We start from the raw sequence: 25485 nt of genomic DNA on the forward strand, positions 1-25485 counted from the left end.
GCGCCTGCGCACCGGGGCTCGTTGCGTTTCCGCAGGAGCTTCCCTTCCGTCCGGTGGTCCACGGCGACCTAGGTCGACTTTCGCGGTCGGCCCGACTTCGACATCACGGAAGGAGGCGTAAGCCTATGGCCAGGCCCGACAAGGCTGCTGCCGTCGCCGAGATCACGGACAAGTTCCGTGGCTCCTCCGCGGCGCTGCTCACCGAGTACCGCGGTCTCTCGGTGAAGCAGGTCAAGACCCTGCGTCGCTCGCTCGGCGACAACGCCGAGTACGCCGTGGTGAAGAACACGCTGACCAAGATTGCGGCCAATGAGGTCGGGATCACGGAGCTCGACGACCTGTTCACTGGTCCGACGGCTGTCGCCTTCGTCACCGGTGACCCGGTGGAGTCGGCGAAGGCTCTGCGTGACTTCGCCAAGGAGAACCCCGCTCTCATCATCAAGGGCGGTGTCCTTGACGGCAAGGCGCTGTCCGCCGATGAGATCAAGAAGCTCGCGGACCTCGAGTCCCGCGAGGTGCTGCTCGCCAAGCTGGCGGGTGCCCTGAAGGCCAAGCAGTCCCAGGCTGCCGCGCTCTTCCAGGCCCTGCCGTCGAAGCTCGTCCGCACTGTGGACGCGCTGCGCGACAAGGTCGAGCAGGGCGGTGCCGGTACGCCGGCTCCCGCCGCCGAGGACGCCGCCGCCGAGTAATTCGGCAGGCTCACGCCTCGCTGCGGGCCCGTGCCCGCCCAACCCGTACATACGGCACCACCTGCCGATTTAGTGGAAGGACGCCATCATGGCGAAGCTGACCCAGGACGAGCTGCTCGCGCAGTTCGAGGAGCTCACCCTCATCGAGCTCGCTGCCTTCGTGAAGGCCTTCGAGGAGAAGTTCGACGTCACCGCTGCCGCCCCGGTCGCCGTTGCCGCCGCCGGTGCTGCCGGCCCGGCCGCCGAGGCCGTCGAGGAGCAGGACGAGTTCGACGTCATCCTCGACGCCGCCGGCGACAAGAAGATCCAGGTCATCAAGGAGGTGCGCACCCTGACCTCCCTCGGCCTGAAGGAGGCCAAGGACCTCGTTGACACCGCTGGTGCCAAGGTCCTGGAGAAGGTTGCCAAGGACGTTGCCGAGAAGGCCAAGGCCGCCCTCGAGGGTGCCGGCGCCAAGGTCACCGTCAAGTGACTTCTCGCCCCCTCTGAGGGGGCCTGAAGCCGGGCCGATCACCCTTGCGGGTGGTCGGCCCGGCTTTTTCGCGTTTCCGGGCCCGTGCCGGGCCCCGTCGGGGCGTCCGCGACCCGGTTCCCCCGACCGGCCGGTACGGCCCGCCGGTGTGGCCGACGGCGCACTCGGCACCGTCGGTGCCGAGGGGTATGGTGATCACCGTCGTCGAGGGCGGCGCCACCACGGCTTCTGTAACGCCGGGCGGCTCCGGACCGATAGACCGGTCGAGGCCCGCGCCGCCGGCGGGCCCTTGACGAACCTGGCGAGGCGCGCGATTCTCAAGGCGCGAGTCCGCCCGGTTGGTTCGCTGGTGGATGCATAACCAGCGGCTCCGGCGGGAAATGACTCCACGTGAGTTAGAGCAGTACCCGGTGGGCGCCCGCGCTCGCCGGCTACCGGGAGGAGTCTCCGATTCGGTCTCCGAATCAGAGCTGGACAGCAGTGTCGCCTTTGGCTACACTGTCCCTTTGCGCTGCCTGTTAGCTGCTCCGTGACTCGTCGCCCGGAGTTTGCGTTGCCCTGAAGGGGTCTGGCACCGCCTCCGCAAAGCGGCTCTGACCTGGGGTTTCGACCCCGGCGGAGGCCAGTGGCGAGGGAGGCGGCACCAAGCCCAAGCAGGCCCGGCTGGTACGCGCGTAGTGAGCTCCGAGCCCTCGGAAGGACCCCCCTCTTGGCCGCGCCGCGCAACGCCTCGAACAATTCCGCCGCATCCACCGCCCCGCTCCGCGTCTCGTTCGCGAAGATCAAGGAGCCCCTCGAGGTCCCCAACCTCCTGGCCCTGCAGACCGAGAGCTTTGACTGGCTGCTCGGCAACGCGGCCTGGAAGGCCCGGGTCGAGGCGGCACTGGAGAGTGGTCAGGACGTCCCCACGAAGTCCGGTCTGGAGGAGATCTTCGAGGAGATCTCCCCGATCGAGGACTTCAGCGGGTCGATGTCGCTGACCTTCCGCGACCACCGTTTCGAGCCGCCGAAGAACTCCATTGACGAGTGCAAGGACCGCGACTTCACGTTCGCGGCCCCGCTCTTCGTCACGGCCGAGTTCACCAACAACGAGACCGGTGAGATCAAGTCTCAGACGGTCTTCATGGGCGACTTCCCGCTCATGACCCACAAGGGCACGTTCGTGATCAACGGCACCGAGCGTGTCGTCGTGTCGCAGCTGGTCCGCTCCCCGGGTGTGTACTTCGACTCCACCCTGGACAAGGTGTCCGACAAGGACATCTACTCCTGCAAGGTCATCCCCTCGCGTGGTGCCTGGCTGGAGATGGAGATCGACAAGCGCGACATGGTCGGCGTCCGCATCGACCGTAAGCGCAAGCAGTCCGTCACCGTGCTGCTCAAGGCGCTCGGCTGGACCAACGAGATGATTCTCGAGGAGTTCGGCGAGTACGAGTCGATGCGCGCCACCCTGGAGAAGGACCACACCCAGGGCCAGGACGACGCGCTGCTGGACATCTACCGCAAGCTGCGCCCGGGCGAGCCGCCCACGCGCGAGGCCGCGCAGACGCTTCTGGAGAACCTGTACTTCAACCCGAAGCGCTACGACCTCGCCAAGGTCGGCCGTTACAAGGTCAACCGCAAGCTGGGCAACGCCGAGTCGCTGGACTCCGGCGTGCTCACCGAGCCCGACATCATCGGTGCGATCAAGTACCTGGTGAAGCTGCACGCGGGCGAGACCGAGTGGCGTGACGACGACGGCCGCGACATCGTGGTCGAGGTCGACGACATCGACCACTTCGGCAACCGCCGCCTGCGCAACGTCGGCGAGCTCATCCAGAACCAGGTCCGTACGGGTCTCGCCCGCATGGAGCGCGTCGTGCGCGAGCGCATGACCACCCAGGACGTCGAGGCGATCACGCCGCAGACCCTGATCAACATCCGGCCGGTCGTCGCCTCCATCAAGGAGTTCTTCGGCACCAGCCAGCTGTCGCAGTTCATGGACCAGACGAACCCGCTGTCGGGCCTGACCCACAAGCGCCGTCTGTCCGCGCTGGGCCCCGGTGGTCTGTCCCGTGAGCGGGCCGGCTTCGAGGTCCGTGACGTGCACCCCTCGCACTACGGCCGCATGTGTCCGATCGAGACCCCCGAAGGCCCGAACATCGGTCTGATCGGGTCGCTGGCCTCGTACGGCCGGGTCAACGCCTTCGGCTTCATCGAGACCCCGTACCGCAAGGTCGTCGACGGTGTCGTCACCGAGAAGGTGGACTACCTCACCGCCGACGAGGAGGACCGCTACGTCATCGCCCAGGCGAACGCGCCGCTGACCGCGGACCTGCACTTCGCCGAGCCGCGCGTCCTGGTCCGCCGCCGTGGCGGCGAGATCGACTACATCCCCGGCACCGAGATCGACTACATGGACGTCTCGCCGCGCCAGATGGTGTCGGTCGCGACCGCCATGATCCCGTTCCTCGAGCACGACGACGCCAACCGCGCGCTCATGGGCTCGAACATGATGCGCCAGGCGGTGCCGCTGCTGAAGAGCGAGGCTCCGCTGGTCGGCACCGGCATGGAGTACCGCTGCGCCGTCGACGCCGCGGACGTCATCACCGCCGAGAAGGCCGGTGTCGTCCAGGAGGTCTCGGCCGACTACGTCACCGTGGCCAACGACGACGGCACGTACACCACGTACCGCGCCGCCAAGTTCACCCGCTCCAACCAGGGCACCGCCTTCAACCAGAAGGTGCTCGTGGACGAGGGCGCCCGGGTCGAGGTCAACCAGGTGCTGGCCGACGGCCCGTGCACCGACGAGGGCGAGATGGCCCTCGGCAAGAACCTGCTCGTGGCGTTCATGTCGTGGGAGGGCCACAACTACGAGGACGCGATCATCCTGTCGCAGCGCCTCGTGCAGGACGACGTCCTCTCCTCGATCCACATCGAGGAGCACGAGGTCGACGCCCGTGACACCAAGCTCGGCCCCGAGGAGATCACCCGGGACATCCCGAACGTCTCCGAGGAGGTCCTCGCCGACCTCGACGAGCGCGGCATCATCCGCATCGGCGCCGACGTCGTCACCGGCGACATCCTGGTCGGCAAGGTCACCCCGAAGGGCGAGACCGAGCTGACCCCGGAGGAGCGCCTGCTCCGCGCGATCTTCGGCGAGAAGGCCCGTGAGGTCCGCGACACCTCGCTGAAGGTGCCGCACGGCGAGTCCGGCAAGGTCATCGGCGTCCGCGTGTTCGACCGCGAGGAGGGCGACGAGCTGCCCCCCGGCGTGAACCAGCTGGTCCGCGTCTACGTGGCCCAGAAGCGCAAGATCACCAACGGTGACAAGCTCGCCGGCCGTCACGGCAACAAGGGTGTCATCTCCAAGATCCTCCCGGTCGAGGACATGCCGTTCCTCGAGGACGGCACCCCGGTCGACATCATCCTCAACCCGCTGGGTGTCCCGTCCCGAATGAACCCGGGACAGGTCCTGGAGATCCACCTCGGGTGGCTCGCCAAGCAGGGCTGGGACGTCTCCGGCCTCGCCGACGAGTGGGCCCAGCGCCTGCAGGCGATCGGCGCCGACACCGTCCAGGGCGGCACCAACCTCGCCACCCCGGTCTTCGACGGCGCCCGCGAGGACGAGATCACCGGTCTGCTGGACAACACCACCCTCACCCGTGACGGTGAGCGCCTGGTGAACTCCACCGGCAAGGCCCGCCTGTTCGACGGCCGCTCCGGCGAGCCGTTCCCGATGCCGGTCTCGGTCGGCTACATGTACATCCTCAAGCTGCACCACCTGGTCGACGACAAGCTGCACGCCCGCTCGACCGGTCCGTACTCGATGATCACCCAGCAGCCGCTCGGTGGTAAGGCGCAGTTCGGTGGTCAGCGCTTCGGTGAGATGGAGGTGTGGGCCCTCGAGGCGTACGGCGCGGCCTACGCGCTCCAGGAGCTGCTCACCATCAAGTCCGACGACGTCCTCGGCCGAGTCAAGGTCTACGAGGCCATCGTCAAGGGCGAGAACATCCCCGAGCCCGGCATTCCCGAGTCCTTCAAGGTCCTCATCAAGGAAATGCAGTCGCTCTGCCTCAACGTGGAGGTGCTGTCCTCGGACGGCCAGTCCATCGAGATGCGGGACTCCGACGAGGACGTGTTCCGCGCCGCCGAGGAGCTCGGCATCGACCTGTCCCGGCGCGAGCCGAGCAGCGTCGAAGAGGTCTGACGGAGGTGGGGCCGGCCGCAGCAGCGGCTGGCCCGCCCCCAGGCCCCCCTCAGACCACATGAACGACTCTCGACTTACGAAAGAGGGCTTGACGACCAGTGCTTGACGTCAACTTCTTCGACGAGCTCCGCATCGGCCTGGCCACCGCCGACGACATCCGCCAGTGGTCGCACGGCGAGGTCAAGAAGCCGGAGACCATCAACTACCGCACCCTGAAGCCCGAAAAGGACGGCCTCTTCTGCGAGAAGATCTTCGGCCCGACCCGGGACTGGGAGTGCTACTGCGGTAAGTACAAGCGCGTCCGCTTCAAGGGCATCATCTGCGAGCGCTGCGGCGTCGAGGTGACCCGCGCCAAGGTGCGCCGCGAGCGGATGGGCCACATCGAGCTGGCCGCCCCGGTCACCCACATCTGGTACTTCAAGGGCGTGCCGTCCCGTCTGGGCTACCTGCTCGACCTGGCGCCGAAGGACCTCGAGAAGGTCATCTACTTCGCCGCCTACATGATCACCTGGGTCGACGACGAGCGCCGCCAGCGCGACCTGCCGTCCCTGGAGGCGCACGTCTCGGTCGAGCGCCAGCAGATCGAGAACCGCCGCGACTCCGACCTCGAGGCCCGCGCCAAGAAGGCCGAGACCGACCTGGCCGAGCTGGAGGCCGAGGGCGCCAAGGCCGACGTGCGCCGCAAGGTGCGCGAGGGCGCCGAGCGCGAGATGAAGCAGCTGCGCGACCGTGCGCAGCGCGAGCTCGACCGCCTCGACGAGGTGTGGGCCCGCTTCAAGAACCTCAAGGTCCAGGACCTCGAGGGCGACGAGCTGCTCTACCGCGAGCTGCGCGACCGCTTCGGCACCTACTTCTCCGGCTCGATGGGCGCGGCGGCCCTCAAGGACCGCCTCGAGACCTTCGACCTGGCGGAGGAGTCCGAGCGCCTGCGCGAGATCATCCGCACCGGCAAGGGCCAGAAGAAGACCCGTGCGCTCAAGCGCCTCAAGGTCGTCTCCGCGTTCCTGCAGACCACCAACAAGCCCAACGGCATGGTGCTGGACTGCGTCCCGGTCATCCCGCCGGACCTGCGTCCGATGGTGCAGCTGGACGGTGGCCGCTTCGCGACCTCCGACCTGAACGACCTGTACCGCCGCGTCATCAACCGCAACAACCGCCTGAAGCGCCTGCTCGACCTCGGTGCCCCCGAGATCATCGTGAACAACGAGAAGCGCATGCTCCAGGAGGCCGTCGACGCGCTGTTCGACAACGGCCGCCGCGGCCGTCCGGTCACCGGTCCGGGCAACCGCCCGCTGAAGTCCCTCAGCGACATGCTGAAGGGCAAGCAGGGTCGTTTCCGTCAGAACCTGCTCGGCAAGCGAGTCGACTACTCGGCCCGTTCGGTCATCGTCGTCGGCCCGCAGCTCAAGCTGCACCAGTGCGGTCTGCCGAAGGCCATGGCGCTGGAGCTCTTCAAGCCGTTCGTGATGAAGCGCCTGGTCGACCTGAACCACGCGCAGAACATCAAGTCGGCCAAGCGCATGGTCGAGCGTGCCCGTCCGGTCGTGTGGGACGTGCTCGAAGAGGTCATCGCCGAGCACCCGGTCCTGCTGAACCGTGCGCCCACCCTGCACCGCCTCGGCATCCAGGCCTTCGAGCCCCAGCTGGTCGAGGGCAAGGCCATCCAGATCCACCCGCTCGTCTGCACCGCGTTCAACGCGGACTTCGACGGTGACCAGATGGCCGTCCACCTGCCGCTCTCCGCGGAGGCGCAGGCCGAGGCCCGCATCCTGATGCTGTCCTCGAACAACATCCTGAAGCCGGCCGACGGTCGCCCCGTCACCATGCCGACCCAGGACATGGTGCTCGGTCTGTTCTTCCTGACCTCGGACCGCGACAACGTGAAGGGCGCCGGCCGCACCTTCTCGTCGACCGCCGAGGCGATCATGGCCTTCGACGCCCGCGACCTGGACGTCCAGGCCCCGATCGAGCTGCGCCTGCCGGCCGGCACCGTCCCGCCGCGCGGCTGGACCGCCCCGGTGGACGAGGACGGCCAGTCGAGCTGGTTCGACGGCGAGTCCTTCCGCCTGACCACCACCCTGGGCCGCGCGCTCTTCAACGAGCTGCTGCCCGAGGACTACCCGTTCGTCGACTACGAGGTGGGCAAGAAGCAGCTCTCCGCGATCGTCAACGACCTGGCGGAGCGCTACCCCAAGGTCGTCGTCGCGGCGACCCTGGACAACCTGAAGGCGGCCGGCTTCCACTGGTCGACCCGTTCGGGTGTCACCGTCTCGATCTCGGACGTCATCGTCCCGCCGAGCAAGCCCCAGATCCTCGAGGGCTACGAGGCCAAGGCGGAGAAGGTCCAGAAGCAGTACGAGCGCGGTCTGATCACCAACGACGAGCGCAAGCAGGAGCTCGTCGGCATCTGGACCCAGGCGACCAACGAGGTCGCGGACGCCATGGCCGCGAACTTCCCGAAGACGAACCCCATCTTCATGATGGTCGACTCGGGTGCCCGTGGAAACATGATGCAGATGCGCCAGATCGCCGGTATGCGTGGTCTGGTGTCGAACGCCAAGAACGAGACCATCCCGCGACCCATCAAGGCGTCGTTCCGTGAGGGCCTCACCGTTCTGGAGTACTTCATCTCCACCCACGGTGCCCGTAAGGGTCTGGCCGACACCGCTCTGCGTACCGCCGACTCCGGTTACCTCACCCGTCGTCTGGTCGACGTCTCCCAGGACGTCATCATCCGCGAGGAGGACTGCGGCACCGAGCGCGGCCTGAAGCTGGCGATCGGCACCGTCGGTGCGGACGGCGTCCTGCGCAAGACGGACGACGTCGAGACCAGCGTCTACGCCCGCATGCTGGCCGAGGACATCACGGTGGACGGCAAGCTCCTCGCCACCGCCAACACCGACCTCGGTGACGTGCTGATCGACGAGCTGATCCGCCACGGCATCAGCGAGGTCAAGACCCGCTCGATCCTGACCTGTGAGTCGGCCGTCGGCACCTGCGCCATGTGCTACGGGCGCTCGCTGGCCACCGGCAAGCTGGTCGACATCGGTGAGGCGGTCGGCATCATCGCCGCCCAGTCCATCGGTGAGCCCGGTACCCAGCTGACCATGCGTACCTTCCACACCGGTGGTGTGGCCGGTGACGACATCACCCAGGGTCTGCCGCGTGTCGTCGAGCTCTTCGAGGCCCGTACCCCCAAGGGTGTGGCCCCGATCTCGGAGGCGCAGGGCCGGGTCCGCATCGAGGACACCGAGAAGACCCGCAAGCTGGTCATCACGCCGGACGACGGCACCGACGAGATCGCCTACCCGGTCTCGAAGCGTGTGAAGCTGCTGGTCAGCGAGGGCGAGGCGGTCGAGGTCGGCCAGAAGCTGACCATGGGTGCCACCAACCCGCACGACGTCCTGCGCATCATGGGCCAGCGTGCCGTCCAGGTCCACCTGGTCGCCGAGGTCCAGAAGGTCTACAACTCGCAGGGTGTGTCGATCCACGACAAGCACATCGAGATCATCATCCGGCAGATGCTCCGCCGCGTGACGATCATCGAGTCGGGCGACGCCGAGCTGCTGCCCGGCGAGCTGGTCGAGCGCGGTCGCTTCGAGCAGGAGAACCGCCGCGTCGTCGCCGAGGGCGGTCACCCCGCCTCCGGCCGTCCGCAGCTGATGGGTATCACCAAGGCCTCGCTGGCCACCGAGTCCTGGCTGTCGGCCGCCTCCTTCCAGGAGACGACCCGGGTCCTCACCGACGCGGCGATCCACGCCAAGTCGGACCCGCTGCTGGGCCTCAAGGAGAACGTCATCCTGGGTAAGCTCATCCCGGCCGGTACGGGTCTGCCCCGCTACCGCAACATCCGGGTCGAGCCGACCGAGGAGGCCAAGGCCGCGATGTACTCGGCCGTCGGCTACGACGACTACGACCTGTCGCCCTTCGGCGCCGGCTCCGGCCAGGCGGTTCCGCTGGACGACTACGACTACGGCCCGTACACCGGCTGAGTCCCGTAGCTCCGATCGCAGGGCGGTCACCCCCCAGGGGTGGCCGCCCTGCGGCGTTCCCGGGGGTTCCCGGGGGGCCGCCGGGGCGCCCGGGGGAAGCCGATTAGGTGATCCGGCTGAACTCGCGTAGAGTCGTGTTCACCGACGCGGGGTGGAGCAGCTCGGTAGCTCGCTGGGCTCATAACCCAGAGGTCGCAGGTTCAAATCCTGTCCCCGCTACTCATTCGAAGGGCCCGGAGGCATCAAGCCTCCGGGCCCTTCGGTGTTCCCCGGGCCCTTCGGTGTTCCCCGGGCCCTTCGGTGTTCCCCGGGGTCTTCGGTGTTCTCCGGGGCCTGCCGGTCGGCCGCCGGCCGCCGCGCGTCGGCCTGGCCCGAAACGCGCATCCTGGCCCGAAGCGGAGCCCGGCAAGGCGCCGGCCGTATTTTCGGTGGCCCGGGGCGGGCCGCGGGCCGTACGGTCCGGGGTATGAACGCGAAGCGCCCCCTGATCGCCGTGCTCACCGGCGCGGGCATCTCGACGGACTCCGGCATCCCCGACTACCGCGGCCCGAAGGGGCTGTGGCAGAAGGACCCGTCGGCACAGGAGCTGGTCACCATCGGGCCGTACCTGGACGATCCCGAGGTCCGGCGGCGGGCCTGGCGGATGCGGCTGGAGACGGACACGGTGGGCGCCGAGCCCAACGCCGGGCACCGGGCGCTGGTCGACCTGGAGCGCTCCGGGCTGCCGCTGCGGGTGCTCACCCAGAACATCGACGGGCTGCACCAGAGCTCCGGGCTGAGCGCCCGCAAGGTGCTCGAACTGCACGGCAACCTGCGGGAGACGCAGTGCCTGGACTGCGGGGCGGTCGGCTCGATGGCGGACGCGCTGGAACGGGTCGGGGCGGGGGAGCCGGACCCGGCCTGCCGGGAGTGCGGGGGCATTCTCAAGCCGCGCATCGTGATGTTCGGCGAGAACCTGGACCCGGAGGTGCTCGGGCAGGCCGACGCGGTCGCCCGGGCCTGTGACGTCTTCGTCGCGGTCGGCACCAGCCTCCAGGTGTTCCCGGTGGCGGCGCTGCCGTACAACGCGGTGAAGACCGGGGCGAAGCTGATCATCGTGAACGGCGAGCCGACGCCCTACGACGAGGCCGCGGCCGAGGTGATCCGGGAGCCGATCTCGCAGGCGCTGCCGAAGCTGGTGCGGCGGCTGGTACTGGAACGGGCCTGAGCAGGGCCGGGAGGACCATGTTCGCGGACGCACCGCATGCGTACGATGATCTTTCCGGCTTCCCCCCTCCTGGCCTGGAGTGATCGACCGATGACGACGACGGCGAAGTTCGACCCCTGGTCGGCGGCGTTCGTGGCCCACCCGTACGACGCGTACGCCGAACTGCGCGAGCACGCGCCGGTGACGTACTTCGAGCCGACCGACCAGTGGCTGGTCTCGCGCCACGAGGACGTCAGCGCCCTGCTGCGCGACCGGCGGCTGGGCCGCACCTACACCCACCGCTTCAGCCACGCGGAGTTCGGCCGCCCCGAGCCCGACCCGGCGCACGAGCCCTTCCACACCCTGAACGACCACGGGCTGCTGGACCTGGAAGGGCCGGACCACACCCGGCTGCGCCGACTGGTCTCCAAGGCCTTCACCCCGCGCATGGTCGAGGGCCTGCGCCCCACCGTGCGGCGGCTGGCCGGCGAACTGGTCGACGACCTGCTCGCGGCCGGCGGCGGCGACCTGATCGCCACCGTCGCCGAGCCGCTGCCCGTCGCCGTGATCGCCGAGATGCTCGGCGTGCCGGAGAGCGACCGGCACCTGCTGCGGCCGTGGTCCGCCGACATCACCGGGATGTTCGAGCTCAACCCGAGCGAGGAGGTCGCCCGCCGGGCCGTCACCGCCAGCATCGAGTTCTCCGACTACCTGCGCACCCTGATCCGCGAGCGCCGGGCCGAGCCGGGGACGGACTTGATCAGCGCGCTCATCCAGGCCCAGGAGGGCTCCGACGCGCTCAGCGAGCAGGAGATGATCTCCACCTGCGTGCTGCTGCTCAACGCCGGCCACGAGGCGACCGTCAACACCACCGGCAACGGCTGGTGGGCGCTGTTCCGCAACCCCGACGAGCTCGCCCGGCTGCGCGGCTCGGTGGACGAGCTGCTGCCCACCGCCGTCGAGGAGCTGATGCGCTGGGACACCCCGCTGCAGATGTTCGAGCGCTGGGTGCTGGAGGACATCGAGGTCCGCGGCGTCACCATCCCGCGCGGCGCCGAGATCGCCCTGCTCTTCGGCTCCGCCAACCGCGACCCCGAGCGCTTCGCCGACCCCGACCGCCTCGACCTCGGCCGCACCGACAACCCGCACATCACCTTCGGCGCCGGAATCCACTTCTGTCTCGGCGCCCCACTCGCCAGACTGGAGCTCACCGAGTCCTACGGCACCCTGCTGCGCCGGGCCCCGGGCCTGCGGCTGGTCCGCGAGCCCGAGTGGAACCCGGGCTACGTGATCCGCGGGCTCAAGGAACTGCTGGTCGAGGTCTGACGACCGGGAACGACCGACGACCGAGGGGGAGAGGGCCGTGGGCAAGGCGACGGGGACACTGCTGGGGCTGGCGATCGGGGACGCGATCGGCCGGGTGACCGAGTTCAAGAGCATCGAGGAGATCGCCGCCGACCATCCGGACTGGCGGCGGCTCCCGCTGCCGAAGCGGGCGCTGGTCACCGACGACACCCAGATGACCCTCGCGCTGGCCCGCGGCCTGCGCACCGCCCTGGCGCGCGGGCCCCTGACGCCCCTGCGGCTGGAGCGGCCGGTCCGCGAGGAGTTCGTCGACTGGTGGCGCTCCCCGCAGAACAACCGCGCCCCCGGCATGACCTGCCTGCGCGCCTGCGAGCGGCTCAGCCGCCCCGAGTACCGCTGGCAGCAGGCCAGCGACGCCGGCTCCAAGGGCTGCGGCGCCAACATGCGGGTCGCCCCGATCGGGCTGCTCCGCGAGCTGGACGCCCGGCAGCACTCCGGGGCCGCCCAGCTCCAGTCCGCGCTCACCCACGGCCACCCCACCGCCCTCGCCGCCAGCGACCTCACCGCGTACGCCGTCCGCAAGCTCGCCGAGGGGCAAGCGCCGGCCGGCCTGCCCGCGGTGCTGCGGGCGTACGCGCTGGCGAGCCGGGAGCGGTACGACGAGTTCTGGCTCGGCGACCTCGCCGACCGCTGGTACGGCCCCTCGCCGCAGGCCGTCATGGCCCGCGGCTGGGACGAGTGCCTCACCGTGCTCGACCGGCTGGACGCGGCGCTCGCCGCACCCGACCCCGACGCCGACCCCTGCCTGGCCACCGGCGAGGGCTGGGTCGCCGAGGAGGCCTTCGGCACCGGCCTGCTCTGCTTCCTGCTGCTCCCGGACGACCCGGTGGCGGCCGTGCGGCGGGCCGCCTACTCCAGCGGCGACTCCGACTCCCTCGCCTGCCTGACCGGCGCCTTCGCGGGCGCCCGCCACGGTGCGGCGGCCTGGCCGGCCGACTGGGTGGAGCGGATCGAGCACCGGGACGAACTGCTGGAGTTCGGGGCGCTCTGGGACTGAGCCGGGGGCGCCGGCCGGGTGGAACCGGGCGGTGGGGCGGCGCGTCGAAGGGCCATGACGAACCGCCGCACCGCAACCCGTCGCACCCTCCGCCGTCCGGCCGCGCCGCTCCTCGCGGCCGTGCTCGCCGCGCCGCTGCTCGCCGGCTGCGGCAGCGGCGGGGCCGCCGCGCCCGTGGAGCTCCGGGCGTCCGCGCCCGCGAGCCGGCCGGCCGTGGACCCGGCCTCGGTGGCCGCCACCGCGACCGCCACCGACGCCTTCGGCCTGGACCTCCTGCACGCGCTGACCGCCGAGCCGGACGCCGCCGGCAGCAACGTCGTGGTCTCCCCGTCCGGCCTGGCCACCGTGCTCGCCATGCTGCTGCCCGGTGCCCGCGGTGCCACCGCCGAGGAACTGGCCAAGGCCCTGCACACCGGGCTCGACCCGCAGCAGTACGCGTTCGCCACCGGCGCGCTGAACCGGCCCCTGCCGGGCGGCGGCAAGCTCACCCTGCGCCGCAGCGACGACGTCTGGACGCAGCAGGGCCTGGCCGTCGAGCCGGACTACCTGGCCACCCTCGCCGCCGCCTTCGACGCCGGGGTGCACCAGAGCGACTTCGCCAAGGACCCGGACGGGGCCCGCAAGACCGTCAACGCGGCCGTGGAGAAGGCCACCGACGGCCGGATCAAGGACCTCTTCGGCGCGGGCGCGATCACGCCGAACACCCGGCTGGTGCTCACCGACGCGCTGTACCTCAAGGCCGGGTGGGCCACCGCCTTCAAGCCCTCGAACACCGCCGACCGCCCGTTCCACAAGCTCGACGGCTCCACCCCGGCCGTCCCCACGATGGCGCAGAGCGGGGAGTTCAAGTACGCCGACGGCTCCGGCGGGATCGTCGGCGAGCCCTGGCAGGCCGTCGAACTGCCGTACGCGGACGGTCCCCTGGTGATGGACCTGATCGTCCCCGCGCAGGGCGGCTTCGCCGCCTTCGCCAAGGGCCTGGACCAGCCCCAGCTCGACCGCGTCCTCGGCGCGCTCGCCGAGCGGCCGGTCGACCTCCGGCTGCCGCGCTTCCGGTTCGGCACCTCGAAGGAGCTCACCCCCGTGCTGCGCTCCCTGGGGGTGCGGGCGGCCTTCGACGGGGCCGACTTCGGCGGCATCGCCAAGGAGCCGCTGGCCGTCGGCACGGTGGTGCAGAAGGCCACCATCGAGGTCGGCGAGGAGGGCACGGTCGCGGCGGCCGGCAGCGGTGTCGGGATGGAGGCGGTGGCCGCGCCGAACGTCGAACGGCCGGTCCAGGTGCACCTCGACCGGCCGTTCCTGTTCCTGATCCGGGACTCCCGGGGTGGAGCGCCGCTGTTCCTCGGCCAGGTCACCGACCCGCAGGCGGGGTAGGGCCCGTCCGGCGGAGAACCGCCGGGCGGCCCCCGGTCACCAGGCCGGGTAGCGCCCGCCGAGCCCCGGGTGCAGCGGGTCGCGGCTGCCGAACAGCACCAGCAGGTCGTCCGCGAGCTGCCGCAGCTCCGCCCGGCCCTCGACCGCCCCGGCCCACTCGGCGGGCAGCGCCGCGGCGCCGTACGCGGCCCCGACCAGGTTGCCGCAGACCGCGCCGGTCGAGTCGCTGTCCCCGGAGTGGTTCACCGACAGCAGCAGCGCGGTGCGCACCGGGTCGGGGTCCAGGGTGGCCGCCAGCAGCGAGTACACCGCGATGGCCAGGCACTCCTCGGCGATCCAGCCCAGCCCGACCCGCTCCACCGTCTCGGCGGCCGGCTCGGCCTCCTGGGCGAGCCGCACCGCCCGGGCCAGCGCCTGGACGGTCTCCTTGGAGCTCGGCAGCTCGCGGATCTGCTCCACCGTCTCGCCGACCGCCGCCCACGGCTCCGTGCCGTCCACGAGCCGCTCGACCAGGGCCGCGAAGGCGCCGGCCGCGAGGTAGCCGGTGGGGTGTCCGTGGGTGAGCTGGGCGCACTGCACGGCCAGCCCGAAGGACTGCTCCGCACCGAGCCGGGCGAGCCCGAACGGCGCCGAGCGCATCACCGTCCCGCAGCCCTTGGAGCCCGGGTTGATCGGCCCCGGCAGCCCGATCGCGGACGGCGCCTCGAACACCGGGTGCTCGGACACCCCGCTCAGGCAGGCGTTGCCCGGCGCGCGCCGCGCGTACAGGAAGGGCCGGCTCAGCAGCCACCCGTCGTACGGGCGGGGCTGCGGCTCGACGTCCGGCGCGCCCTGGCACTGGGTCCGCAGCCAGCGCCGGTACGCGCCGTGGACGGCCTCCGGCACCGAGCCGCCGCCGCCCGTCCAGCCGCGGACGAAGCCGCGGATCAGGCCCTCGGCGGTGAACAGCGTCATCTGGGTGTCGTCGGTGACCTTGACCGGCCCGGGCCCGGCCGGCAGCGTGGTCACGCCCCCCGGCCCGTGCCGGTCCTGGATCTGGTGGAGTTGCTGGAACTCCACCGGCCAGCCCAGTGCGTCGCCGATCGCTCCGCCGAGCAGTGCTCCGCGCACCCGGTCCCGGTATCCCGACTCCGCCGCCGGTTCCGTCACGTCGAGTCCCCCTTCGTTCGTGGCGGACTACGTTCTACCAGGTCCCGGGAACGACCGGCAGGACGGGCCCTACCGGCGGATCGCGCCGGCGCGTCCGTGCAGCGCGGCCCGGTCGGCGGCGGCGCGTCCGGCCGCCCAGCCCACGCCGTCGCTGACCCGCACCCGCTGCGAGACCAGCTTCGGGAACAGCCGGCCGACCTCCTCCTCCACCGCCTCGGAGCGGGCGGCGAGCGCGGGCAGCAGCCGCTCGTCGGGCAGCAGCTGCTCCTCGGTGCCGTCCTCGCGCAGGTGCCGGCCGGCCGCGGCGGCGCTGGTGGCGCGCTCGGTCGCGGCGGTCAGCCGCTCACGGATCCGCGCCGCGTACGCGACCAGGAAGGACTGCCGGAACGCCTTGCTGCGCGAGTCCTTGCGGGAGCCCGCCTTGTTCAGCGCGTGGGTGGCCTGCACCAGCAGCGAGGTGTAGAGCAGTTCGACGCCGTCCAGGTCGCCGTCGAAGCCGACCACGGTGCAGAAGCCGAACTCCTTCGCCCACACCACCCGGCACCGGTTGGCCGCCGCGACCGCGTCCAGCAGCATCGTCTTGGGCCCCTCGTACGGGTTGTCCACCCCGATCCGCAGCGCCGCCGGGGTGTCGCGGTCGGCGCCGGCCGCGGCCAGCAGCGCCTCGTCGATGCTGTGCTGGGCCATCAGCTGCTGGGCCTTGGCGGTCAGCGCCTCGGCCTCCTCCGGGTACTCGGTGGACTCGGCCTTGGCCAGCAGCGCCCGGATCCGCGCCAGCATCCGCGGCTCGCCGGTCACCGGCGCCGAGCTCCGCGCCCGGGCGGCCTGCCCGGGGGCGGGCCCCACCGGGGCGATCGGGGGCAGCCGGCCCCAGGTGCGCAGCAGCTCCAGGACGGCGGTGGCGAGCGCGAAGCGGTCCAGCCGGTGCCGGTGGGCGAAGGCGCCGAGGTACTCCTCGTCGCCGGACCACCAGACCTCGCTCTCCAGCTCGCTCAGCTGCTCCCGCCAGCGGCGGTCCAGGGCGGCCGCGGGGTGGCGGCGGCCCTCGGCGGCGATCAGGTCCACCGCCAGGGCCAGGTGGACGGGCTTCAGCTCGCGCCGCACCACCCGGGCGAGGTCGGCCGGTCGCCATCCGGCGGACCAGCAGCGGCCGACGACGGTGTCCGCGTGGCCGAGCACCGCCCGGCTGACCTCGGGCCACTGCCCGGCCGAGGCGGCCAGCAGCGAGGCCCCGGTGTCCAGGGCGAGGTCCAGTGCGTCCTCCGGGGCCGTCAGCACCGACCGCACCGCCTGCTCCACCAGCGGCCCGGCGGTCCCGGCCTGCTGCGCGCGCTTGCCCACGGTGTGTCCCTGCTCTCCTCGACGGTCCGGCCTCCTGCCCATGATGCCGGAGCCGCGGCGGGGACCGTCCGGCGCGCGCGGCGCTCGCAGGGCCCGCGGCGCCCTCAGGGGCCCTCAGGGGCCCTCAGCGCTCGATGGCCTTGGCCAGGATCTCCGGCGTGCGCTCCAGCAGCCGGCCCGCGGCCATCCGCACGCCCAGCGTGGCGACCAGGGCGCCGTACAGCGGGCCGACCAGCAGCACCGGCCAGCTCGGCCCGTCCGAGACCAGCGCCCAGGCGAGGTAGCCGCCGACCGGCAGTGCCAGCACCGTGACGCCGAGCATCGAGCCGAACTGGTTGAGCAGGATCAGCCCGCCCTGTCCCGGGGCGGCGTTGCGCATCGGGTTGCTGTCGGCGGGCATCGTGTAGGGCGCCAGCACGCTGAACATCGAGCCCAGCGCGATCCCGCAGCCGAGCAGGGTCAGCGCCAGGCCGAGCGCGGACGGCAGCTCGCCCCACCGGCCGGTGACGGCGGCCAGCACCAGCCCGAGCACCACCGTCACCGGGACGGCGTACGAAAGCACCGCGTACGCCCGGCCGCGCAGCTCGGACCGGGCGTCGGCCGGGGTGCGCAGGGTGGCGGCGACCATCCAGAACGCCGAGCCGTCCATGCCGAACAGGTTGAGCATCTGCAGCCCGAGGAACACCCCGGTCATCGCCAGCAGGTAGACGCTCGCCCAGCCCTGGACCATCGACAGCACGCAGATCACCAGCGTCATCCCGATGCTGGTGAACAGGGCGGCCTTGGCCCGCGGCTCGCGCCAGGCGTACCGCAGGTGGCGCTGCATCACCGCGCCGGTCCGGCCCTGGGGCAGGAAGCGCAGGCCGCGTGGGTTCTGCACCCCGCGGGCCACCTCCAGGGTGGAGGAGTCGGCGGTGACCATCAGCTCCTGCAGGCTCCGCCGCCACCAGCGCAGCAGCAGTGCCAGCAGCCCGGCGGTCGCGGCGAGCTGGAGCAGCGCCAGTCCGTACCGGCCCTCGCCGGCGGTGCGCGGGGCGTCCGCCGCGCTGATCGGCGGGATCCAGCGCAGCACCGAGGCGATCGGCTTCAGCGGGGTGAGGTCGATCGGCCCGCCCCGGCGGCCGAGGATGCTCTGCGAGCCGACGTTGGCGACCTGCACCAGCAGCGCGAAGGCCAGCCCGCCGAAGATCGCGAAGTCCTTGCCGCGCCGGCTGGAGAGCATCCGGGCGTTGCCCGCCGCGACCGCCCGGGAGAGCGTGACCAGGCAGAGCACCGCGAGCGGCACACCGGCCACCGCGACCGCGGCCGAGACGCCGCCGGCCGCGCCGGCCAGCACCGCGCCGGTCACCAGCACCAGGCTGATCAGCGGCCCCGGCCCGATCAGCGCGGCCAGCAGCGAGCCGCGCAGCAGCGGGCCGGGCCGCAGCGGCAGCATGGTCAGCCGGGTCGGGTCGGCGCTCTCGTCGCTGGAGAAGAGGAACAGCGGCAGCGCGGCCCAGCCCAGGGTCAGCACGCCGAGCAGCATCACCCCGGCGTCGCCGGAGCCCGCGTAGCGCCCGTTCAGCGCGCTCAGGGCGACGGCGACGCCGGCCGCGAGGGCCAGGCCCACGACGCCGCCGATCACGTAGACGGTGGTCCGGCCGGGGCTGCGCCGCAGCCCGTTGCGCAGCAGCCGCAGCTTGAGCGCGACCAGGGCGCGGACCACCGTCCGCCCGTCGGGCACCGAGGGACCGCTCACCGGGCGCCCCCGGCCTGTCCGCCGCCGAGCCAGCCGAGCGCCTGCCCGTCGTCCTCGCGCACGCCGATCAGCTCCAGGAAGGCCTCGTGCAGGCTGCGCCCGCCCCGTACGGCGTCCAGCGGACCCTGGGCGATCACCCGGCCGGCGTCGACCACGGCGACCCAGTCGCAGAGCTGCTCGACCAGCTCCATCACGTGGCTGGAGAAGACCACCGTGGAACCGGCCGCCGCGTAGCGCTTGAGCACGCCGCGGATGGTCTGGGCGGAGACCGGGTCGACGCCCTCGAAGGGCTCGTCCAGGAACAGCACGTCCGGGTTGTGCAGCAGCGCCGCGGCCAGGCCGATCTTCTTGCGCATGCCGGTGGAGTAGTCGGCGACCAGCTTGTCGGCGTCCCGGCCGAGGTCCAGGACGGCCAGCAGCTCCTCGGCCCGCCGGTCCACCTCGGCCCCGGGCAGGCCGCGCAGGCGGCCGGTGTACTGGAGCAGCTCGCGCCCGCTGAGCCGCTCGAACATCCGCAGGCCCTCGGGCAGGATGCCGATCCGGGCCTTGACCGTGACCGGGTCCGCCCACACGTCGGTGCCGTGCACCAGGACGGTGCCCTGGTCGGGCCGGAGCAGCCCGGTGACCATCGACAGCGTGGTGGTCTTGCCGGCGCCGTTCGGCCCGACCAGGCCGATGAACGCCCCGGCCGGCAGCTCCAGGCTCAGCCCGGCCACCGCGGCCTGGGTGCCGAAGTGCTTCCAGAGCCCCTGGATGCTGACGGCGGACGGGGTTCCCGGCCCGGGGAGGTCGGAGGACGGCGGCGCTGACGCCTGCATGGCGGCCTTCTCTGCTCGTGGTGGTGGAGGGGCGGACATCGTGGTGCGAAGCCTCCCGGGGCTCAGCCTGTCACTGCTCGAACAGGCTGTCGCCCGAGTTGAGCATCCCCTGAGCGCAACCGCCGAACGGGTGAGGCACGCCGACCGGAATCCATGTCCCGGCGGCTCCTGGGCTGATTCGGCAACTACTCGGTCCGTTCGTTCGTCCTGCACTATGAGTGAGCAGTGACGTGCGCGGGGGTGCCGCGCTACCGGGAGGTGGCGGATGTCCGTACAGCCATGGGGCGAGCCCGGTTCCGGCTATCCGCCCGGCAAACGGCCGGCGGGGGGCTGGCAGCCGGCGCCCGCGGTCTCGCCGCAGGCCGCGATGCGGGCGGGCCACGCGGACCGGGACCGGACGCTCGACGTGCTCAAGGCCGCGTTCGCCGAGGGCCGGCTCTCCGTCCAGGAGTACGAGCAGCGCCACGAGGCCGTGGCCGCGTCGCAGACGTACGGCCAGCTGGCCGCGCTGGTGGCGGACCTGCCCTCCGGGCCGATGACGGCGCCGCCGCCCGTCGTCGCCACGCCCGTTCCGGCCACCTTCATGGCCGTCCCGCCGACCCGGGTCCGCCCCACCAACACGCTCGCCGTGGTCTCCCTGGTGGCCAGCCTGGTCGGCCTCTCCGCGCCCGCCGTGGTCGTCGGCCACATCGCCCGCTCGGAGATCCGCCGCCGCGACATGGACGGCGACTGGGCGGCCGTCCTCGGCCTGGTGATCGGCTACCTGGGGTGCGCTTTCTGGACCCTGCTGATCCTGCTGGGTACCGTCTGAGTCCAGCCGGGCGCCGCTTCCGTCGCCGGCGGCGCGCACCGGGCCGACCCGGTCCACGGGCCGCCATCGGGAGGGTGCCGTTAGTCCCTCAGGGCTCGGTTCGGTACGGTCTTCTCGTCCATGGCTGACCGTTGCCTGTTACATCTCGTCGATGCGAGCACCCATCACGCCCGGCCGTAGGCGCCGCACGCCGAGTCGGACCGACCCCGAAGGCCCATTTCCAGATGATGATCACTGCCGTCAAGAGCATCGCCGAGCGGCTCCCGTCCTCGCCCCGGCGGCTGTGGGCGGTCGCGTTCGCGATCCTGTTCGCGCTGAGCGCGTCCTGGTCACTGGCGACTCCGATCGGCGGCTCGCCGGACGAACCTGCGCACCTCATCCGGGCGGGCGCGGTCGCCCGGGGGCAGGTCAACGGCGAGGAGGTCATGACCCCGCACACGGTCGGCGGGATCAAGGGCTACTGGGCCGAGAGCGGGGTGGTGCTCCCGCGGATCTACGAGGACGTGGCGGAGACCCACTCCTGCTACGCCTTCAAGTCCTGGCAGTCGGCCGACTGCGCCCCCGCGCTCAAGCAGCGCTCCGGGACGGCCGAGGTGACCACGTCGGCGGGCCGCTACCACCCGGCGTACTACTTCGCCGTCGGCTGGCCCAGCCTGCTGCTCCCGGGCAAGACGGCCTTCTACCTGATGCGCCTGATCTCGGCCGCGATCTGCTCCGCCCTGGTGGCGAGCGCGGTGGTCACGGCGGCGGAGTGGCGCCGGCGTTCCCTCGGCCTCCTCGGCGTGGTGGCGGCCGCCACCCCGATGTCGCTGTTCATGTTCGGCGTGGTCAACCCGAGCGGCCCGGAGATCGCCGCGGGCATCCTGGTCTGGAGCGCCGCCGTCGCGCTGTCGATGAACCCGGACCCCCAGCTCCTGAGCCGCCGCGTCGCCCGGCTCGGCATCGGTGCGATCGTGCTGATCAGCATCCGGCCGCTGGGCCTGATCTGGTTCAGCGGGGCGGTCTTCTTCGCCCTGCTGCTCGCGCGCAGGGACACGCTGGGCTCGATCCTGCGCCACCGGGCGACCTGGGCCTGGGGCGCCCTGACCGCGGTCACGGCCGTTGTGGCCCTCGTCTGGTCCTCGACCCACCCGGACCACTCGACCATCAGCGCCCCGAGCAATCTCACTCCGCTGTCCGCGGCCCGGCAGACCTTCGACAACGGCCTGCTGTACATGAAGCAGATGATCGGGTACTTCGGCTGGCTGGACGCCGAACCCCCGGCCGCGACGCTGCTGCTGTGGTGCGGCGTGGCGATCGTCCTGGTGCTGCTCGCGCTCTGCTACGCGCGGCTCAGGGACACCCTGGCCGTCCTGGGGGTCCTGATCGGGATCGTGGTCATACCGCTGGTGGCCCAGGCCACGCAGGCGCGCGAGGTCGGCATGATCTGGCAGGGCCGCTACCTGCTGCCGTTCGCCGTCGGGCTGCCGATCGTGTGCGCCGCGATCTGCCACGAGCGGCTGCCGCGGGGCGGTTTCTCCTGGCGCCGGCTGATGGTGCTCTGCTCCGCCGCGCTGGCCCTGGCCGACTTCGCGGCGTTCGTCTGGGCGCTGCGCCGCATGACGGTCGGTACCGGCGGGTCGTTCTTCATCAGCCCGGCCCACTGGGCGCCGCCGTTCGTGGGCTGGCAGCCCTGCGTGCTGCTGTACGGGGTGGCCGTGGTGGCGCTGGGGCTGCTCGTCGCCATGTCGGACCGGAAGGAGACCGACCGGCAGCAGGACGAGTCGTCGTCGGCCGGGACGTCCGGGGACGGCGCCGACGACGGGAGCACCCCGCTCGCCGCCGTCCGCGCGGAGGCGTAGGGTCGGGCTGCGGGGGCTGCCCGGTTGTGGTAGGGAGCCCCGCCCCGGCCCGGTTCCCGGCCCGCTTTCGGTGCAAGCCCCGCGACCTGCGGCGTTGCATTTGTTTTGACCGCGCCCCATGCGCTAGGTACGCTCTGACCTTGTGCCTGGGGTGTCCCCGGGTCCTTGTGCGTGCATGCACACCGGTCGCCGCGCCGAGCCGGAGCGCTTCCCAGCGCACCGCGCGTAGAGCGCCGTCGCTGTACAGCAGCCATGGGATTCCGTGTCGTAACAAGCCCAACACACCCGACCGCGTGGGTCGACCACGGGGCCGTGTGCGAGGGAGACACCGCAGGTTAGTTCCACCAAGCCTTGGCACACAGAAAACGGAGAAACGGTGCCTACGATCCAGCAGCTGGTCCGAAAGGGCCGGCAGGACAAGGTCGAGAAGAACAAGACTCCCGCGCTGAAGGGCTCCCCGCAGCGCCGTGGGGTCTGCACGCGTGTGTACACGACCACCCCGAAGAAGCCGAACTCGGCTCTCCGCAAGGTCGCCCGTGTGCGCCTCACCAGCGGGATCGAGGTCACCGCTTACATCCCGGGCGAGGGCCACAACCTGCAGGAGCACTCCATCGTGCTGGTGCGCGGTGGTCGTGTGAAGGACCTTCCTGGTGTCCGCTACAAGATCATCCGCGGTTCGCTCGACACCCAGGGTGTCAAGAACCGCAAGCAGGCCCGCAGCCGCTACGGCGCCAAGAAGGAGAAGTAAGAATGCCTCGTAAGGGCCCCGCCCCGAAGCGCCCGGTCATCATCGACCCGGTTTACGGCTCCCCGGTCGTCACCCAGCTGGTCAACAAGATCCTGCTGCACGGCAAGCGCTCCACCGCCGAGCGGATCGTCTACGGCGCCCTCGAGGGCGTCCGTGAGAAGACCGGCTCGGACCCGGTCGTGACGCTGAAGCGCGCGCTGGAGAACGTCAAGCCGGCCCTCGAGGTCAAGTCCCGCCGTGTCGGTGGCGCGACCTACCAGGTTCCGGTCGAGGTCCGTCCGGGCCGCGCCAGCACCCTGGCGCTGCGCTGGATGGTCGGTTACTCCCGCGCCCGTCGCGAGAAGACCATGACCGAGCGCCTGATGAACGAGATCCTCGACGCCAGCAACGGCCTGGGCGCTTCCGTGAAGCGTCGCGAGGACACCCACAAGATGGCCGAGTCCAACAAGGCCTTCGCGCACTACCGCTGGTAGTCCCTACCCCGTCACTAGACAGAGAGAGAACGAGCCACCATGGCTGCAACCTCCCTTGACCTCGCCAGGGTCCGCAACATCGGGATCATGGCGCACATCGACGCGGGCAAGACCACCACCACCGAGCGGATCCTGTTCTACACCGGTGTGTCGTACAAGATCGGTGAGGTCCACGATGGCGCTGCCACCATGGACTGGATGGAGCAGGAGCAGGAGCGCGGCATCACGATCACGTCGGCCGCGACGACCTGTCACTGGACCGTCGACGGCGTCGACAACACCATCAACATCATCGACACCCCGGGTCACGTCGACTTCACCGTCGAGGTGGAGCGTTCGCTGCGCGTCCTCGACGGTGCCGTGACGGTGTTCGACGGTGTCGCCGGTGTCGAGCCCCAGTCCGAGACCGTGTGGCGGCAGGCTGACCGCTACGGCGTCCCGCGCATCTGCTTCATCAACAAGCTGGACCGCACGGGCGCGAACTTCTTCTTCTGCGTCCAGACCATCGTGGACCGCCTCGGCGCCACCCCGCTGGTCATGCAGCTGCCGATCGGTGCCGAGTCGGACTTCCAGGGCGTTGTCGACCTGGTCCGCATGAAGGCGCTGGTCTGGTCCGCCGAGGCCGCCAAGGGCGAGATGTACGACATCGTCGACATCCCGGCCGACCTGCAGGAGCAGGCCGCGGAGTACCGCGAGGCGCTGATCGACACGGTCTCGAACGTCAGCGACGAGATCATGGAGCTCGCCCTCGAGGGCGAGGAGATCCCGGTCGAGCTGCTGCAGACCGCGATCCGCAAGGGCACCCTGAACTCGGACTTCACCCCGATCTTCTGCGGTACCGCCTTCAAGAACAAGGGCGTTCAGCCCCTGCTCGACGCGGTCGTCAAGTACCTGCCGTCCCCGCTGGACATCGAGTCCATCGAGGGCACCAAGCCGGGCGACGACACCGTCAAGATCTCCCGCAAGGCCTCGGACGACGAGCCGCTCGCCGCGCTCGCGTTCAAGATCATGTCGGACCCGCACCTCGGCAAGCTCACCTTCGTCCGGGTCTACTCGGGCCGCCTGGAGTCCGGCACCTCGGTGCTGAACGCCGTCAAGGGCAAGAAGGAGCGCATCGGCAAGATCTACCGCATGCACGCGAACAAGCGTGAGGAGATCGACTCGGTGGGCGCCGGCGACATCATCGCCGTCATGGGCCTGAAGCAGACCACCACCGGTGAGACGCTGTCCGACGAGAAGAACCCGGTCATCCTGGAGTCCATGGACTTCCCGGCCCCGGTCATCCGCGTCGCGATCGAGCCCAAGTCCAAGGGTGACCAGGAGAAGCTGGGTGTCGCCATCCAGCGTCTCGCCGAGGAGGACCCGTCCTTCCAGGTCAACACGGACGAGGAGACCGGCCAGACCATCATCGCGGGTATGGGCGAGCTGCACCTCGAGGTGCTGGTCGACCGTATGCGCCGTGAGTTCAAGGTCGAGGCCAACGTCGGCAAGCCGCAGGTCGCGTACCGCGAGACCATCCGCCAGGCGGTCGAGCGCATCGACTACACCCACAAGAAGCAGACCGGTGGTTCCGGTCAGTTCGCCAAGGTGCAGATCGCGATCGAGCCGCTCGAGCAGGCCGAGGGCTACGAGTTCGTCAACAAGGTCACCGGTGGCCGCGTTCCGCGGGAGTACATCCCGTCGGTCGACGCCGGTTGCCAGGAGGCCATGGAGTTCGGCATCCTCGCCGGCTACCCGCTGCAGGGTGTCCGCGTGAGCCTGCTCGACGGCCAGGCCCACGACGTCGACTCGTCCGAGCTCGCGTTCAAGATCGCCGGTTCGATGGCCTTCAAGGAAGGCGCGAAGAAGGCCAAGCCGGTCCTTCTCGAGCCGATGATGGCCGTCGAGGTCACCACGCCCGAGGACTACATGGGCGACGTGATCGGCGACATCAACTCTCGCCGTGGCCAGATCCGGTCCATGGACGAGCGTCACGGTGCCCGCGTCGTCACGGCGCTGGTGCCCCTCTCCGAGATGTTCGGCTACGTCGGTGACCTGCGCAGCAAGACCTCTGGTCGCGCGAGCTACTCGATGCAGTTCGACTCGTACGCCGAGGTTCCGAAGAACGTGGCGGACGACATCATCGCCAAGGCCAAGGGCGAGTGACGTCCCGATAATCGGGACGATAGCGAACCCTTAGGCTATTAGGAGGCAACCCGGGAGGATCCGGTCGGATCCTCCCGGGAGCCTCCGGCCCCCCCAGCAGCGGGACGGCACGGGATGTCCTCCGGACAACCCGCACCAAAACCGATCAAAGACCAACTGA

17 protein-coding genes and 1 tRNA gene are annotated in these 25485 nt (G+C 70.8%); 14 read left to right on the top strand and 4 right to left on the bottom strand.

Features of this window, described 5'->3' with window-relative positions:
- Positions 1 to 125 precede the first annotated feature (125 nt).
- The 9 genes from rplJ (at position 126) to ACFWP2_RS03790 (ending at position 14261) form a co-directional block, all read left to right on the top strand.
- Positions 126 to 689 carry a 50S ribosomal protein L10 gene (gene rplJ / locus ACFWP2_RS03750; RefSeq protein WP_207809823.1) on the top strand — a complete coding sequence of 188 codons (564 nt, stop codon included), beginning with the start codon at positions 126 to 128 and terminating at the stop codon, positions 687 to 689.
- An 88-nt stretch (positions 690 to 777) separates the two neighbouring features.
- A complete protein-coding gene (gene rplL / locus ACFWP2_RS03755) occupies positions 778 to 1161 on the top strand; it encodes a 50S ribosomal protein L7/L12 (RefSeq protein WP_380447933.1) in 384 nt (127 codons plus the stop codon).
- Between the two features lie 709 nt (positions 1162 to 1870).
- The gene (gene rpoB, locus ACFWP2_RS03760; protein ID WP_380447935.1) at positions 1871 to 5347 is read left to right on the top strand and encodes a DNA-directed RNA polymerase subunit beta; all 3477 of its coding nucleotides are present in this window, start codon (positions 1871 to 1873) and stop codon (positions 5345 to 5347) included.
- 98 nt (positions 5348 to 5445) lie between these two features.
- Complete coding sequence (locus ACFWP2_RS03765) at positions 5446 to 9339, top strand: DNA-directed RNA polymerase subunit beta' (protein ID WP_380447937.1); 3894 nt, start codon at positions 5446 to 5448, stop codon at positions 9337 to 9339.
- Between the two features lie 145 nt (positions 9340 to 9484).
- Positions 9485 to 9558: transfer RNA gene (locus ACFWP2_RS03770), tRNA-Met, on the top strand.
- A gap of 247 nt (positions 9559 to 9805) precedes the next feature.
- On the top strand, positions 9806 to 10546 hold the full coding sequence (locus tag ACFWP2_RS03775) for an NAD-dependent deacetylase (RefSeq protein WP_380447939.1): 741 nt from the start codon (positions 9806 to 9808) through the stop codon (positions 10544 to 10546).
- A gap of 90 nt (positions 10547 to 10636) precedes the next feature.
- Positions 10637 to 11851, top strand: a complete 1215-nt coding sequence (locus ACFWP2_RS03780) for a cytochrome P450 (RefSeq protein WP_380447941.1) — start codon at positions 10637 to 10639, stop codon at positions 11849 to 11851.
- Positions 11852 to 11888: 37 nt separating this feature from the next.
- Positions 11889 to 12887, top strand: coding sequence for an ADP-ribosylglycohydrolase family protein (locus ACFWP2_RS03785; RefSeq protein ID WP_380447943.1), 999 nt, complete (start codon positions 11889 to 11891; stop codon positions 12885 to 12887).
- A gap of 54 nt (positions 12888 to 12941) precedes the next feature.
- The gene (locus ACFWP2_RS03790) at positions 12942 to 14261 is read left to right on the top strand and encodes a serpin family protein (protein ID WP_380447945.1); all 1320 of its coding nucleotides are present in this window, start codon (positions 12942 to 12944) and stop codon (positions 14259 to 14261) included.
- 36 nt (positions 14262 to 14297) lie between these two features.
- Here ACFWP2_RS03790 and ACFWP2_RS03795 read toward each other — a convergent pair whose 3' ends face one another.
- From ACFWP2_RS03795 to ACFWP2_RS03810, 4 genes are all read right to left on the bottom strand, one after another.
- Positions 14298 to 15410, bottom strand: coding sequence for an ADP-ribosylglycohydrolase family protein (locus ACFWP2_RS03795; protein ID WP_380447947.1), 1113 nt, complete (start codon positions 15408 to 15410; stop codon positions 14298 to 14300).
- Positions 15411 to 15479: 69 nt separating this feature from the next.
- Entirely contained in the window at positions 15480 to 16751 is a 1272-nt protein-coding gene (locus ACFWP2_RS03800; RefSeq protein WP_380447949.1) for a DUF2786 domain-containing protein, read from the bottom strand.
- A 124-nt stretch (positions 16752 to 16875) separates the two neighbouring features.
- Positions 16876 to 18489 carry a transporter gene (locus ACFWP2_RS03805; protein WP_380447951.1) on the bottom strand — a complete coding sequence of 538 codons (1614 nt, stop codon included), beginning with the start codon at positions 18487 to 18489 and terminating at the stop codon, positions 16876 to 16878.
- Positions 18486 to 19307 carry an ABC transporter ATP-binding protein gene (locus ACFWP2_RS03810; protein WP_380447953.1) on the bottom strand — a complete coding sequence of 274 codons (822 nt, stop codon included), beginning with the start codon at positions 19305 to 19307 and terminating at the stop codon, positions 18486 to 18488. Before ACFWP2_RS03810 ends, ACFWP2_RS03805 begins: the two co-directional genes overlap by 4 nt.
- A gap of 265 nt (positions 19308 to 19572) precedes the next feature.
- Between ACFWP2_RS03810 and ACFWP2_RS03815 the strand changes: the two genes are divergently transcribed.
- The 5 genes from ACFWP2_RS03815 to fusA all read left to right on the top strand — a co-directional run bounded on the left by ACFWP2_RS03815 (position 19573) and on the right by fusA (position 25325).
- Positions 19573 to 20118: a DUF1707 and DUF4190 domain-containing protein gene (locus ACFWP2_RS03815; RefSeq protein ID WP_380447955.1), complete on the top strand. Its 546-nt coding sequence runs from the start codon at positions 19573 to 19575 to the stop codon at positions 20116 to 20118.
- Positions 20119 to 20342: 224 nt separating this feature from the next.
- The gene (locus ACFWP2_RS03820) at positions 20343 to 21959 is read left to right on the top strand and encodes a DUF2142 domain-containing protein (RefSeq protein ID WP_380447957.1); all 1617 of its coding nucleotides are present in this window, start codon (positions 20343 to 20345) and stop codon (positions 21957 to 21959) included.
- Between the two features lie 376 nt (positions 21960 to 22335).
- Positions 22336 to 22707 carry a 30S ribosomal protein S12 gene (rpsL, locus tag ACFWP2_RS03825; protein ID WP_014144289.1) on the top strand — a complete coding sequence of 124 codons (372 nt, stop codon included), beginning with the start codon at positions 22336 to 22338 and terminating at the stop codon, positions 22705 to 22707.
- Between the two features lie 2 nt (positions 22708 to 22709).
- Entirely contained in the window at positions 22710 to 23180 is a 471-nt protein-coding gene (gene rpsG, locus ACFWP2_RS03830; protein ID WP_030055803.1) for a 30S ribosomal protein S7, read from the top strand.
- A 39-nt stretch (positions 23181 to 23219) separates the two neighbouring features.
- Positions 23220 to 25325 carry an elongation factor G gene (gene fusA / locus ACFWP2_RS03835; RefSeq protein WP_380447959.1) on the top strand — a complete coding sequence of 702 codons (2106 nt, stop codon included), beginning with the start codon at positions 23220 to 23222 and terminating at the stop codon, positions 25323 to 25325.
- Positions 25326 to 25485 lie beyond the last annotated feature (160 nt).

The sequence above is a fragment of the Kitasatospora sp. NPDC058444 genome (assembly GCF_042721415.1).
Lineage (GTDB): Bacteria > Actinomycetota > Actinomycetes > Streptomycetales > Streptomycetaceae > Kitasatospora.

What these genes read in the sequence shown, in the direction of transcription:
- rplJ (WP_207809823.1), top strand. Translation starts at nt 126, where the DNA reads ATGGCCAGGCCCGACAAGGCTGCTGCCGTCGCCGAGATCACGGACAAG.
- rplL (WP_380447933.1), top strand. Translation starts at nt 778, where the DNA reads ATGGCGAAGCTGACCCAGGACGAGCTGCTCGCGCAGTTCGAGGAGCTC.
- ACFWP2_RS03775 (WP_380447939.1), top strand. Translation starts at nt 9,806, where the DNA reads ATGAACGCGAAGCGCCCCCTGATCGCCGTGCTCACCGGCGCGGGCATC.
- ACFWP2_RS03780 (WP_380447941.1), top strand. Translation starts at nt 10,637, where the DNA reads ATGACGACGACGGCGAAGTTCGACCCCTGGTCGGCGGCGTTCGTGGCC.
- ACFWP2_RS03790 (WP_380447945.1), top strand. Translation starts at nt 12,942, where the DNA reads ATGACGAACCGCCGCACCGCAACCCGTCGCACCCTCCGCCGTCCGGCC.
- ACFWP2_RS03810 (WP_380447953.1), bottom strand. Translation starts at nt 19,307, where the DNA reads ATGCAGGCGTCAGCGCCGCCGTCCTCCGACCTCCCCGGGCCGGGAACC.
- ACFWP2_RS03815 (WP_380447955.1), top strand. Translation starts at nt 19,573, where the DNA reads ATGTCCGTACAGCCATGGGGCGAGCCCGGTTCCGGCTATCCGCCCGGC.
- ACFWP2_RS03820 (WP_380447957.1), top strand. Translation starts at nt 20,343, where the DNA reads ATGATGATCACTGCCGTCAAGAGCATCGCCGAGCGGCTCCCGTCCTCG.
- rpsG (WP_030055803.1), top strand. Translation starts at nt 22,710, where the DNA reads ATGCCTCGTAAGGGCCCCGCCCCGAAGCGCCCGGTCATCATCGACCCG.
- fusA (WP_380447959.1), top strand. Translation starts at nt 23,220, where the DNA reads ATGGCTGCAACCTCCCTTGACCTCGCCAGGGTCCGCAACATCGGGATC.